This is a genomic window from Pseudomonas sp. Pme6b (assembly GCF_058129925.1).
This window is the reverse complement of sequence record NZ_CM176704.1, coordinates 1,610,219-1,622,877: the sequence shown is the minus strand read 5'-3', so window position 1 is coordinate 1,622,877 and position 12,659 is coordinate 1,610,219. Positions and strand designations below refer to the sequence as shown.

Sequence of the window (12,659 nt, the reverse complement as noted above, 5' to 3'; positions counted from 1 at the left end):
GGCTTCGCGCTGTACGGCACGCGGGCCGGTTTCAAAATTCACAGGTTGTTCAAGGGGCTGCGATCAGTGCTTCCACGGCCAGCGCTGCGCGTAGCAACCGTGCGTCTTCCCCCGCCGGAGCGCTAAGCAACACTGCGGTGGGCAGGCCCGAGGCATCACTGCCGCTGGGCAGCGACACGCCGGGCATGTTCAGCAGGCTGCCTGGCATGGTCAGGCGCAGCGTGGCGAGGTTGGTTTGAATGAACAGCTCTTCGTCGTTCAACAGGGGCACGAGCGGCGGCGCCACATGAGCAACAGTTGGAGTAATCAGCAGCGCGCCATCGAGTTCGAGGGTCAATTGCTCCTGCAAACGTTCGCGCGCGGCGTACAGATTGACCAGCAGGCTGGCGGGCATGTGCCGTGCGGCCTCCAGACGCTTGCGCACTCTGGGGTCGAGCTGGCTGGCGGCGTCGCTGTCGAGCAACGGCTGATGCAGCGCGAATGCCTCGGCTGCACCAAGCCAGCCCTGTTGCTGGGTTAACAGCAACGTGGCCTGAAATGCCTGGCAAGGCTTGACCTCGATCAGCGCACCGCTTGCACGCAAGGCTTCAACAGCACGCAACAGGTTGTCGCGAACGGCCGGCGTGACGCGTTCGTCTTCCAGCACCGCCTGATCGAGCAGGAAACGTTGACCGGCCAGGCTGCGTGGTATCAACGATGAAGGTTTGCTGCGCGCACAGAGCAGATCGTCGATCACTAGAGCGTCGCGCACACTGCGGGTCAGTGGCCCGACGCTGTCCAGCGTCAGCGCCAGCGGGAAAACGCCGTCGCGGCTATAGCGGCGGCTGGTGCTGCGAAACCCCACCAGACCGTTGAGCGCTGCCGGCACACGAATAGAACCGGCGGTATCGGTGCCCATGGCGATCGGTACGGTTCTGTTGGCGACGGCGACTGCCGAACCCGAAGACGAACCGCCAGGAATACGTGGCGAGCCGTCGCTGTTGGGGTTGATCGGCGTACCGAAATGCGGGTTCAGGCCCAGCCCTGAATAAGCGAATTCACTGAGATTGGTCTTGCCCAGGCTGACCATCCCGGACCGTGCCAGCAGCCCGACACTCGGCGCATCCAGCAGCGCGGGGGACAGGTTGTTGCGCACCGCAGCACCGGCGGTTGTGACGCTGCCTGCCACGTCGAAAAGATCCTTCCAGGCGATGGGCACGCCGTCGAAGGGGCTCAATGGCTGCCCTTGCTGCCAGCGGGCCGCAGACGCTTCGGCTTCCCTGCGTGCCCGTTCGATACTCATGGAAATGAACACATGATCGGCGCGTGCCGCCTGTTGCAGCGCCTTGTCCAGAGCCTGCACAGGGTCACTGCGCCCTTGGGCAAAATCCTCGGCCAGTGCGCAGGCATCACCGGTAACGCTGTGACTCCCGGTATCGGTCATGGACATCACACCCTCAAAAATGTACTTATTAATAAAATGTACATTTAAAAAAGGCAGATTCCATGCCAATCTGCATGTCGCGACGCCCTGACCCGATCAAGCTGACGGCCCTTTCGCGCTGGAAACGCCGTACTAGAAACCTTTCTGCAAAGGCATCAATCAGTTGCGATAAGGCGTCGTGGGCGAACAGGATCGTCATAAAGAAATAATGTATCTTTTACAAAAGGTACATTTCAGTGCAAAAAAGTAACGGTGGCCCCATGAGCGAGCATCAGGACGTGGCCCAGGGTGACAACGGCGCATCTGTGCGAGAATTGCCCGTCAACCGCCAGAAGTGTATGAAACCGATGTCAGAAGAGGACACGCGCACCGCGTCGCGTTACGCCACGATCCGTGAGGTGTTGCGTAACGCAATCGTCTCGGGTGCGGCTGCCAATGGACTGGTGCTGCTTGAAGCACCGTTGGCAGAACTGTTCGGCACCAGCCGGGTGCCGGTGCGCAAGGCGCTCAATCTGCTGCATGAAGAAGGCTTGATCAGCCGTTTCGATGGCCGGGGTTACCTGGTCAATCCTGACGCCGGGGAAGTCGAGCCGTTGCGGTTGAGCCTGAGCCACAAGCAGTTCGGGCTGGACAGCAGCGAAGAGCTGGTCGACACCCGCCCACTCGGCGAACGTATTCATGACGAGATCGGCGCGGCGCTGTCGGCCTGTATCGCCTTTGGTCATTATCGGCTGGATGAACAAAGCGCCGCGCAGCACTACGGAGTGAGCCGCGCAGTGGTTCGTGAGGCGCTGATGCGTCTGCGGGATCGCGGCCTGGTGGAAAAAGAGCCTTACTCGCAATGGCTGGCGGGGCCGTTGACGGCCCGGGAAATCACCGAAGACTACGAACTGCGCGCCTGCCTTGAGCCCGAAGCCCTGCGCCAGACCGCGCCGCAGCTGAGTCGCGAAACTCTGGAGGCCATGCTGGCCAGAGTCATTCAGGCGCAAAATGCCGAACAGTGCAGCCTGGAGGAAATAGAGCGCCTTGAGGACGACCTGCATCAGCAGTGTCTGAGCGGCCTGCAAAACCGCAAGATCGCTACTCTGATCAGTCAGGCGCAGAGCCCGATGATCATCAACCGGATTTTCTACCGGTTGCTGGAAATTGGCGCGGATGAAGCGATGCTGGCCGAGCACCGGCTGATCATTGAGTTGCTGCTGCACGGTGCTTTCGACGCCGCGGCCTTGAACCTCAAGGAGCACCTGCAACGCGCCCGACAGCGCATGCTCCAGCGCCTGAAAGTGCTATCGGTACTGCCGGAGCAGGAAGTGCCGGGGTACCTGACGCGGTTGAGTTGAGATGGGGCAAAGTTGGAGTTAACGCGACAGAGACTATCGTTACCACGCTCCAGCGTGGCAACGCAGTTCTGGACGCTCTGTGTCCGATCCTGAACACGCGGCGCGGCGTCGATTTGTGACGCGGAGCGTCACGAACGGCATGCCAACGCGGAGCATTGGCACGATAGTGTTCTCGCGCAAGTGCTCTCCCTGAAGATTATCGTTCCGCACGCTCCAGCGTGGGAACGCTGTTCTGGATGCTCGGCGTCCAATCCGGAGCGCGCGGCGCGACGGCGATTTGTGACGCTGAGCGTCACCAACGGCATGCCAACGCGGAGCATTGGCACGATAGTGTTCTCGCGTAAGCGCTCTCCCTGAAGATTATCGTTCCGCACGCTCCAGCGTGGGAACGCCGTTCTGGACGCGGAGCGTTGGCACGATAGTCAGAGTGCATTTAAAGATTACTTGCCAACCACGTCGCCACGCATTGGCGCCAACCGGGCGATCAAACGGTTCTGGACCGGAACCGGGACGTTCTCGGTGTCCATCGCTGCGATCAGGTTTTCAACCAGCGCGTTGAAATCGCTGGGGGTAAGGTTCTGGCCCTTGTGCGACTCGGCCATGCTGTCACCGGTGTAGCGGCACGGGCCGCCCGCTTCGACACAGAGTTGCTCGACCAGTTTGTCGCGCAGACGCACGATGTCGACTTTCTTGAAGTGCTCGACAATCCGGTCATCCCTGGCCACGTTCATGAGCATGCCTTCGACGATGCGCTGGATGCCGGCACGCTGGCCAAGGTCTCGATAAAGACTGTCATCCTTGGGGGGCTGTTGCTGTTGGGCGCAACCGGCCAGCACCGTCAGCATCAGACAGATCAGCAAGCGTCTCATCAGAAACTCCCCTGCACAGACAGATAAGTGCCGTTCTGGTTATCCAGCGTGGCGATTTCGCCCAGACGGGCGTAGGCCAATACAACGGACAGATGCTTGTTGGGGAAATAACCGAGAAACACATCTGCCCAGTCGCTCTCGCCAGCAAACGAAAGATTATCCGGCTTTTCGCGATATTCGACGCCAAGCGCCCAGCGCGGATTGAACAGCACCGCTACCGAGCCCTCCTTGAGCAGACTGCGACTGTCACGCCGGTCCCCGCCAAACCCTAGCAGACCGGTTTCGTTGGCGCGGCTATAACGCATGCCACCGTTGACCACGACGTTGTAGCCAAACGCCGCGCCCATGAACAGCCGACTGGCCGTCAGATACCCTTCGACATCCGAATCACGCTTGGCCCCCACCAGACTCGGGATCAGGAAATCGTTCTGATGCTTGTACTGCACGCCCAGGGAAACCTGCGGCAGGCTTTCATAGATCAGGTCGCCGAACAGGCGCACTTTGACGCCGAACACGTCCTGGCTGAGGTTGTCGTCCGGCAGGCTGAGCCTGTGCTGCAGGTTGCTGATATCGAAACGTTGGTGAGCATAGGAAAACTCGACGCGGTTGCCATAGGCGACGGCGAGGCCTGCCACATCAAGGTTGTAGTCCGGCAGATTGATGTGCGTGGCGAAGGCTGTCGCCCCCCACTCGCCTTGCTCGCTGTAACCGGTGATCACCGCCCATGGGGTGATACCGCCACCGGCGCTGCCCTCAATACTGGTTGCGCCACCCGTGGCGATAAGTCGGCCGTTGTCGCCCAGCGCGAGCGTCGGGGCAACCCCTGCCACACCCGCCAAAAGATAACCCAACAGTAATGATGTCTTGTAGGACATGGATTAATTCACCATAAGACTGGGTGATGCCTGATACGTAGCAATCCATGCCTCGAATGCTGACGCCGTCAGCGGCCGACTGATCAGGTAACCCTGGGCCGTATCGCAATGCCAACGCCGGAGCAGGTCCAGACTGTGTTGGTACTCGACACCCTCTGCCACCACCTTGAGTCCGAGGTTATGGCTCATTTCGATGGTCGACCGCACGATCACCGCGTCTTCGCTGGTTTCATCCAGGTTGCGCACGAAAGACTGGTCGATTTTCAACTCCTGCACTGGCAGACGCTTCAAGTGGGCCAGTGACGAGTAACCGGTGCCGAAGTCATCGACCGACAGGCTGATACCGCAGTCGCGTAGACGATGCAGAACCACCAGGGCTTTCTCCGGCTCGCTCATGACCGCGCTCTCGGTTATCTCGAATACCAGTTGTTCGGCAGGCACCGCGTATTGCTTGAGCAGTTTCATGACATAACCGGCCAGATCGTCGCCCAGCAGGTCGTCGGCGGAAATGTTGACCGATACCTGCAGCACCAGACCGCGCTGGCGCCATTCGGCCAACTGACGCATTGCCTCTTCGATAACCCAGTTGGTCAGCAGGTTGATACTGCCGGTGCGCTCGGCGAGCACAATGAATTCGGCTGGCGAAACATTGCCAAAGCGCGGGTGAGTCCAGCGCAGCAGGGCTTCGGCCTGACGAACATAGCCCTGACGGATATCCAGTTTGGGTTGGTAATGGAGCATCAGTTCGCCATTCTGCGGAGCCTTGCGCAGGTCGCGGATCAGACATATCTGACGCTGGTGAGCGAGGTCACGTCCGTCCTGGTAGATCTGCAGGCGACCGGGAATGAACGCTGCGTCCTTGCGTGCAATCGCCGCACGGTTGACCAGTTCCTGAGCCGAATCACCGTGTTCCGGATAAACCGTGATGCCTATGCAGCACTCAAGCATCAGATCATGGTTGTCGATACGTTGCGGCTCGCTGAGCAAGCGCTGCACGGCGTCGGCCATGCCCACCGCGCCGTCACTGGCAGTGTTGTCCAGCAACAGCAAGAACTCGTTGGCACTCAGCCGTGCCACCGTGTCGCCAGACCGCAAATTGCCCTGCAAACGCTGCCCCAACTGGCGTAACAGTTGCTCAACGCCTTCGGCACCCGCACTTTCGTTGATCGTGGCCAGGTTCTCGATGCCTAGGTACAGCAAGGCGACCGTGCGATTTGCCGCAATCAAACTGCCAAGACGTTCCATCACCAACGCTCGATTGGGCAGGCCGGTCAGGTTGTCGTGCAGAGCGTTGTGAGCCAACTGGCCTTCGCGCACGGCGATACCCTGTTGCATGGTGTTGATCGCGTCGGCGAGCATGCCCAATTCGTCACTGCGCACCAGGGTTACCGGCGTTTTATAGTCGCCATCGCCAATACGTTTGGCCGCAATAGCCAACTCCTGCACCGGCAGCGACACGCTGCGGGCCAGCGCCAGCGTACCAAGCAGCGACGCCAGCAATGCGATCATGGAAATCCAGAAAATCTTTTCATTCAGCGGTGCAAACGCTTGATAAGCCTTGTCCAGCGGGCTCTGCAACAGCGCGATCACTTGTCCGTCGTCGCCATTGCTGCTTTTGGCCAGCATCAGCGTTTGACTGAGAAAGTTGAGGTTCGCTTGCTCGGTCAGCAGCATCTGCCCTTCAGAGGAACTGCGCATCAGCTCGATCAGACCAGCGTACAAGGCTTTCGGCTGGGTGCTGATCAGTTCCCCGGACTGGCCGTTTTCCACCGTGAGAAACGACACTTCCAGCCCACTGAGAGAACGCAGCTCTTCGGCAATGCCACTGTCGATGGTGAAGCCCATCACTACGCGGCCTATCGGCAACGGCGCAAGCACGGTACTTTCCACCAGCAAATGAGGTATTCCGCCACCCGGAATAATAAGCACTGACTGACCGGCAAGCTTGGCGTTGCGCAACGCCTGGTCATAGACAAACCTGGACCCCTCCGGCACCGCTGTCTCGGTACTGGCAACCACCACGCCATCCATGCCCAGCAGGAACATATCGCTGGCGTTGATGCGTTTGCCATGATTGAGCAGTACCGATCGAATGGTCGATGAATCGGCACTCGCTACAGCATCACGAAACCCGAAGTCGGCCGCCAACAGTTGCACGGCGTCACGCAGACGCTTGCCGCGCAGATCAATCAGCCGCTCGAACACACGGCTACCCACTTCCAGCTGCGCCTGGGCCTGAGTGCGCACCGCGTCGTCGGTCGCAACCTTGACGGCGAGATAGACCGCACTCACGACAATCAGCAACAGGACAATCAGAACCCCGGCAATGCGTGCCTGAAAGCTGGCTCTAAATTTCATTCATGTGCGGCCTTGTGAAAAGCGTCGCCGAAACCGCCGGGGGCCGGCTTGCCGGGTTTATCCTCGGCCTTCACTTCGACCGCGAGGTTGAAACGCTGGGTGAGGCCCGATGCGGGCACATCGAATTCACCGCCCGATACAGGCTGCATGTCTTCAATTTGCGGATGCCAGAGCGTGGCAGCGTAGTGTCCGGCTGGCACCTGATCGAGTTTGAGCAGGCCATTGCTGTCCGTCACGCCGAACCAGGGTTCGTCCGTGACATAGATGTAGCCGACCATCCAGTCATGGATGTTGCAGCCCAGCACTACCACACCAGGCTTGTCGAACAACAGCGGTTCCGAGGGGGTGCCTTCGTAAAGTCGCAACTCGAAACGCTTGGCCGGGGAAAAGGAATAAACCTGATGGCGGATGTTGTCGCTGTTGGGAAACTTGACCTGCGTGCCGGTATGTACAGCCAGCACATGGGGTGCAAACTCCTGGTCGCGCTGGTCCATGGCAGCCTTGAGCACAGCGGGCGACGGATCAGCCGGGCCTTTGAGCGTCACGACTGCATCTGCAAGGGGCTTGCCCTGCTTGTCGAATACCTGTGCGGTAAAGGCAGAAGCCGATGCATTAGCAGCCGATGCCATCCATAGTCCAGCCAGTAATGCCGAAATAAATACGTTGGTCATACCTGATTCAACCCATAACGGCAGCGCCGTAAATGAAATAAGCCAGCGCTGGCCAGCACGGACTGGACCAACAACTAATAAATGACAGTTTTGCACACGCTTTACAGACTATCGACCAAGACTATTGAAACCTGAGGGCTGCTGCCCCATCTAAGAAGCATGTTCAACTTCTCAGGTGCCCCATGAGCGACCAGCAGACAGACTCGCCAGATTTGCCCGATGACGCAGACGAGCACAACGTGTCTCTGAGTTCCGACAGCACCTCGCTTGCCTTGCCCGGCCAGAACCTGCCCGACAAGGTTTACATCATCCCGATCCACAACCGTCCGTTCTTTCCGGCGCAGGTCTTGCCGGTTATCGTCAATGAAGAACCGTGGGCCGAAACGCTGGAACTGGTCAGCAAGTCCGAGCACCATTCGCTGGCGTTGTTCTTTATGGACACTCCTCAGGAAGACCCGCGCCACTTCAAGACCGATGCGCTTCCCGAGTACGGCACTCTGGTCAAGGTTCACCACGCCAGCCGCGAAAATGGCCGGTTGCAGTTTGTGGCGCAAGGCTTGAGCCGTGTGCGCATTCGTACCTGGCTCAAGCATTACCGCCCACCGTATCTGGTGGAAGTTGAATACCCGCAGCAACCCAACGATCCGACCGACGAGGTGAAGGCTTACGGCATGGCTTTGATCAACGCGATCAAAGAGCTGCTGCCGCTCAACCCGCTGTACAGCGAAGAGCTGAAGAATTACCTCAACCGCTTCAGCCCCAATGATCCTTCGCCGCTCACCGACTTCGCCGCGGCCCTTACCTCGGCCACCGGCGTCGAGCTGCAAGAGGTACTCGACTGCGTGCCGATGCTCAGGCGCATGGAGAAAGTCCTGCCGATGCTGCGCAAGGAAGTCGAGGTCGCCCGCCTGCAGAAGGAAATTTCTGCCGAGGTCAATCGCAAGATCGGCGAGCATCAGCGTCAGTTCTTCCTCAAGGAGCAGCTCAAGGTTATTCAGCAGGAGCTGGGGCTGAGCAAGGACGACCGTAGTGCCGACATCGAACAGTTCGAACAGCGACTGGAAGGCAAGACCCTGCCACCGCAGGCGCGCAAGAAGTTCGACGAAGAAATAGGCAAGCTCAAGGTGCTGGAAACCGGCTCGCCGGAATACGCCGTGACACGTAATTATCTGGACTGGACCAGTTCGTTGCCGTGGGGTGTCTACGGCGAAGACAAGCTGGACCTCAAGCACGCTCGTAAAGTGCTCGATCAACACCATGCCGGCCTGGATGACATCAAGGCGCGCATTCTCGAGTTTCTTGCAGTGGGTGCCTATAAAGGCGAGATCAGCGGCTCGATCGTCCTGCTGGTGGGCCCACCGGGTGTCGGCAAGACCAGCGTCGGGCGCTCGATTGCCGAGTCGCTGGGGCGACCATTCTATCGACTGAGCGTGGGCGGCATGCGCGACGAGGCCGAAATCAAGGGCCACCGCCGTACCTACATCGGCGCCCAGCCAGGCAAGCTGGTGCAGGCGCTGAAGGATGTAGAAGTCATGAACCCGGTCATCATGCTCGATGAAATCGACAAGATGGGCCAAAGCTACCAGGGCGACCCGGCGTCTGCGCTGCTGGAAACCCTGGACCCGGAACAGAACGTCGAATTCCTCGATCACTACCTGGACCTGCGTCTGGACCTTTCCAAAGTCCTGTTCGTGTGCACCGCCAACACCCTGGACTCAATCCCCGGCCCGCTCCTTGACCGCATGGAAGTGATTCGCCTGTCCGGCTATATCACTGAAGAGAAGCTTGCGATTGCCAAACGCCACCTGTGGCCAAAGCAATTGGAGAAAGCCGGTGTTGCCAAAAGCAAGCTGAGCATCAGCGACAGCGCCCTGCGCGCCGTCATCGAAGGCTACGCTCGCGAAGCCGGTGTGCGGCATCTGGAAAAACAACTGGGCAAGCTGGTGCGCAAAGCGGTGGTCAAACTGCTGGATACGCCTGACTCGGTGATCAAGATCGGCCCGAAAGACCTTGAAGCGTCATTGGGCATGCCGGTGTTTCGCAGCGAACAGGTGCTGTCGGGCACCGGTGTGATCACAGGCCTGGCCTGGACCAGTATGGGCGGCGCGACGTTACCGATTGAAGCAACGCGCATTCACACCCTGAATCGCGGCTTCAAACTGACCGGGCAACTGGGCGATGTCATGAAAGAGTCGGCTGAAATTGCCTACAGCTACGTCAGCGCCAACCTGTCGAAGTTTGGCGGCGACGCGAAGTTCTTCGATGAGGCGTTTGTACACGTACACGTTCCCGAAGGTGCAACCCCGAAAGATGGCCCTAGCGCGGGCGTTACCATGGCCAGTGCCCTGCTGTCCCTGGCGCGTAACCAGCCGCCGAAAAAAGGCGTGGCCATGACCGGCGAACTGACGCTGACGGGGCACGTATTGCCTATCGGCGGGGTGCGCGAGAAAGTCATTGCCGCGCGACGTCAGAAGATTCACGAACTGATCCTTCCGGAACCTAACCGTGGCAACTTCGAAGAACTGCCGGACTATCTCAAGGAAGGCATCACCGTTCACTTTGCCAAACGCTTTGCAGATGTGGTGAAGGTGTTGTTTTAAAGATTGATGCGGGGGCACGTCTCACACTGACTCGCTCCCGCGCCCTTCGGGCAGAATCAAAAGCGGACGTGTGTTTAACGCTGAATGATCTGACCCACAATGGGGCTTCTGCCCGCAGGGCGTGGGAGCGGACTTGTCCGCAAAGAGGATGCTTCAGACGACGTATTTTCGGCGATCATAGTGGCTCTTTCGCGGACATGCCCGCTCCCACGGCTTTGACTATCTGATCTGATCAACTGATTCCGATCCTGAGCGGTATACCTGCCGTACTCCCCCCTAAAACCCTGATCGGTTATCCTTGCGTCTCGTCTCGCAAAACCGGAACTTGCCATGACCCCTGCCCGCTTCCTTGCACCGTTGAGCCTTGCGCTGCTGACGGCGTGTGCGCAAACACCGAAAAACATCGTGTCCATCGAGGCTGAAAACGACTGCCCACTGACGCTCCAGAGCGGACAGACGCTGATCCTCACCCTGCCCAGCAACCCGACAACCGGCTTTCGCTGGCTGACCCAAAACCCGGCGCAGAACATCCTGCGCAGCCTCGGGCCGGAGGTGTATGCCAACGCCGAGAGCAAGGAGATGGTCGGCAGCGGCGGGCAGTCAGTCTGGCGCTACAAGGCAACCGACGCAGGGACCGGGCGACTGGTGATGACCTACCAGCAGCCGTGGGCTCCGGAAGTGGCGCCGGAGCAGACTTTCGAATGCGCAATCACGGTGAACTGACCGTTTGCCCGCGGCTTGTCCGAAGGCACGCGCTGCACCATGCATCACGGCGACAACTTGGCTAGAATGCCCGCTTTTCAAAGCCTTCGCCGGAACCGCCGTGAGCAAAGAAACCGACCGCATTTTCGCCCAGCCACTGGCCCAGGTGCCTGACTTCGCCTTCAACGAAGACGTGGTGCGGGTCTTCCCGGACATGATCAAACGCTCGGTGCCCGGCTATCCGACGATTGTCGAAAACCTCGGCGTACTTGCCGCGCAGTTCGCCCAGCCGGATACCGTACTTTACGACCTTGGCAGTTCGCTGGGTGCCGTGACTCAAGCCTTGCGTCGCCATGTACGCAGCGAAGGCTGTGAAGTCATTGCGATAGATAACTCCAGTGCGATGGTCGAGCGCTGCCGTGAGTACCTCAATGCGCAGAACTCCATGTTTCAGGAGCTGTTGCCGGTGCAGGTCATCGAAGGTGACATTCTGGCGCTGGAGTTCAAGTCCGCGTCGGTGGTCGCGCTTAACTTCACCCTGCAATTCATCGCCCCCGAGCAGCGCCTGACATTGCTCGGGCGCATTCGTGATGCGCTGGTGCCAGGCGGCGCGTTGATCCTTTCGGAGAAACTGCGTTTTGATGACGAACAGGAGCATGCGCTGCTGACGGATCTGCACATCGCTTTCAAGCGCGCCAACGGCTACAGCGATCTGGAAATTGCCCAGAAGCGCAGTGCCATCGAAAACGTGATGAAGCCCGACAGCCTGGAAGAACATCGCCAACGTCTGCTCGCCGCCGGTTTTTCCAAGGTGGTGCCCTGGTTTCAATGCCTTAACTTCACCTCGTTGATTGCCCTGCCATGATTGATCTCGCTCCTCTTGTCCGCCGTCTGGCGGGAACCCCTCTGGCTGATTGGGCAAACGGCTTGCAAGCCCAGCTTGATACGAAAATGGCCAAGGGTCATGGTGACTTGCAGCGCTGGCAAAGTGCGCTGGATGCGCTTCCAGACCTGCAACCCGAGCGAATCGATCTGCTCGATAGCTTTACCCTGCAAGCCGAGTGCAACGGCGAAACCCGAACCGTGCTGCGCAAGGCGTTATTAGGCCTGTCGCCTTGGCGCAAAGGGCCGTTCAATGTGTTCGGCGTACATATCGACACCGAATGGCGCTCGGACTGGAAGTGGTCACGGGTATCGCCGCATCTGGACCTGAAGGGCAAACGGGTTCTGGATGTTGGTTGCGGCAACGGCTATTACCAGTGGCGCATGCTCGGTGCCGGGGCTGACAGCGTGATTGGTGTTGACCCCAACTGGCTGTTCTTCTGCCAGTTTCAGGCCATGCAGCGCTACCTGCCTGACCTTCCTGCCTGGCATCTGCCCTTCGCACTTGAGGACTTGCCAGCCAACCTGGAAGGCTTCGATACGGTGTTCTCAATGGGTGTTCTGTATCACCGCAAATCGCCCATAGATCATTTGCTGGCGTTGAAAGATTGCCTGGTAAAAGGCGGCGAGCTGGTGATGGAAACTCTGGTAGTGCCGGGCGATGTTCATCAGGTGCTGGTGCCGGAAGACCGTTACGCACAGATGCGCAACGTCTGGTTCCTGCCGTCGGTCCCCGCGCTGGAGCTGTGGATGCGCCGCGCAGGCTTCACCGATGTGCGCTGCGTCGACGTCAGCCATACGACGATCGAGGAACAGCGCAGCACCGAATGGATGCGCTTCCAGTCACTGAGCGACTATCTGGACCCTGCCGATCACAGCAAGACCGTCGAAGGCTTGCCTGCGCCGATGCGCGCTGTGATTGTGGGGCGCAAGCCCTGA

General features: G+C 59.3%; 10 protein-coding genes. 5 read left to right on the top strand and 5 right to left on the bottom strand.

The genetic code is table 11. From position 1 onward, the window contains the following. Positions 1-49: 49 nt before the first annotated feature. Positions 50-1,423: an amidase gene (locus AC4ANE_RS07355; RefSeq protein ID WP_002554893.1), complete on the bottom strand. Its 1,374-nt coding sequence runs from the start codon at positions 1,421-1,423 to the stop codon at positions 50-52. A gap of 347 nt (positions 1,424-1,770) precedes the next feature. Between AC4ANE_RS07355 and AC4ANE_RS07350 the strand changes: the two genes are divergently transcribed. After that, positions 1,771-2,763 carry a GntR family transcriptional regulator gene (locus AC4ANE_RS07350; RefSeq protein ID WP_369812048.1) on the top strand — a complete coding sequence of 331 codons (993 nt, stop codon included), beginning with the start codon at positions 1,771-1,773 and terminating at the stop codon, positions 2,761-2,763. 440 nt (positions 2,764-3,203) lie between these two features. Here AC4ANE_RS07350 and AC4ANE_RS07345 read toward each other — a convergent pair whose 3' ends face one another. From AC4ANE_RS07345 to AC4ANE_RS07330, 4 genes are read right to left on the bottom strand one after another with little or no spacing between them, the layout of a single operon-like run. Further along, positions 3,204-3,632, bottom strand: coding sequence for a group I truncated hemoglobin (locus tag AC4ANE_RS07345; RefSeq protein WP_002554895.1), 429 nt, complete (start codon positions 3,630-3,632; stop codon positions 3,204-3,206). Continuing rightward, positions 3,632-4,507 carry a DUF3034 family protein gene (locus AC4ANE_RS07340; protein WP_005746589.1) on the bottom strand — a complete coding sequence of 292 codons (876 nt, stop codon included), beginning with the start codon at positions 4,505-4,507 and terminating at the stop codon, positions 3,632-3,634. Before AC4ANE_RS07340 ends, AC4ANE_RS07345 begins: the two co-directional genes overlap by 1 nt. Positions 4,508-4,510: 3 nt before the next feature. Further along, complete coding sequence (locus AC4ANE_RS07335) at positions 4,511-6,865, bottom strand: bifunctional diguanylate cyclase/phosphodiesterase (protein ID WP_010215407.1); 2,355 nt, start codon at positions 6,863-6,865, stop codon at positions 4,511-4,513. Next, positions 6,862-7,536, bottom strand: a complete 675-nt coding sequence (locus tag AC4ANE_RS07330; protein ID WP_002554898.1) for a methylamine utilization protein — start codon at positions 7,534-7,536, stop codon at positions 6,862-6,864. Before AC4ANE_RS07330 ends, AC4ANE_RS07335 begins: the two co-directional genes overlap by 4 nt. Before the next feature lie 182 nt (positions 7,537-7,718). On the opposite strand from AC4ANE_RS07330, the gene lon reads away from it, so the two are divergent. From lon to cmoB, 4 genes are all read left to right on the top strand, one after another. Next, positions 7,719-10,136, top strand: a complete 2,418-nt coding sequence (gene lon / locus AC4ANE_RS07325) for an endopeptidase La (RefSeq protein WP_002554899.1) — start codon at positions 7,719-7,721, stop codon at positions 10,134-10,136. A 330-nt stretch (positions 10,137-10,466) separates the two neighbouring features. Beyond that, a complete protein-coding gene (locus AC4ANE_RS07320; RefSeq protein ID WP_002554900.1) occupies positions 10,467-10,859 on the top strand; it encodes a protease inhibitor I42 family protein in 393 nt (130 codons plus the stop codon). Positions 10,860-10,959: 100 nt separating this feature from the next. Then, complete coding sequence (gene cmoA, locus AC4ANE_RS07315) at positions 10,960-11,703, top strand: carboxy-S-adenosyl-L-methionine synthase CmoA (protein ID WP_002554901.1); 744 nt, start codon at positions 10,960-10,962, stop codon at positions 11,701-11,703. Continuing rightward, positions 11,700-12,659 carry a tRNA 5-methoxyuridine(34)/uridine 5-oxyacetic acid(34) synthase CmoB gene (gene cmoB / locus AC4ANE_RS07310; RefSeq protein ID WP_002554902.1) on the top strand — a complete coding sequence of 320 codons (960 nt, stop codon included), beginning with the start codon at positions 11,700-11,702 and terminating at the stop codon, positions 12,657-12,659. The genes cmoA and cmoB overlap by 4 nt, the downstream gene beginning before the upstream one ends.

Excerpts from the sequence above, each read along its gene's own strand:
- AC4ANE_RS07345 (WP_002554895.1), bottom strand. The coding sequence starts at position 3,632 with ATGAGACGCTTGCTGATCTGTCTGATGCTGACGGTGCTGGCCGGTTGC.
- AC4ANE_RS07355 (WP_002554893.1), bottom strand. The coding sequence starts at position 1,423 with ATGACCGATACCGGGAGTCACAGCGTTACCGGTGATGCCTGCGCACTG.
- AC4ANE_RS07335 (WP_010215407.1), bottom strand. The coding sequence starts at position 6,865 with ATGAAATTTAGAGCCAGCTTTCAGGCACGCATTGCCGGGGTTCTGATT.
- cmoB (WP_002554902.1), top strand. The coding sequence starts at position 11,700 with ATGATTGATCTCGCTCCTCTTGTCCGCCGTCTGGCGGGAACCCCTCTG.
- AC4ANE_RS07330 (WP_002554898.1), bottom strand. The coding sequence starts at position 7,536 with ATGACCAACGTATTTATTTCGGCATTACTGGCTGGACTATGGATGGCA.
- lon (WP_002554899.1), top strand. The coding sequence starts at position 7,719 with ATGAGCGACCAGCAGACAGACTCGCCAGATTTGCCCGATGACGCAGAC.
- AC4ANE_RS07340 (WP_005746589.1), bottom strand. The coding sequence starts at position 4,507 with ATGTCCTACAAGACATCATTACTGTTGGGTTATCTTTTGGCGGGTGTG.
- AC4ANE_RS07350 (WP_369812048.1), top strand. The coding sequence starts at position 1,771 with ATGTCAGAAGAGGACACGCGCACCGCGTCGCGTTACGCCACGATCCGT.
- AC4ANE_RS07320 (WP_002554900.1), top strand. The coding sequence starts at position 10,467 with ATGACCCCTGCCCGCTTCCTTGCACCGTTGAGCCTTGCGCTGCTGACG.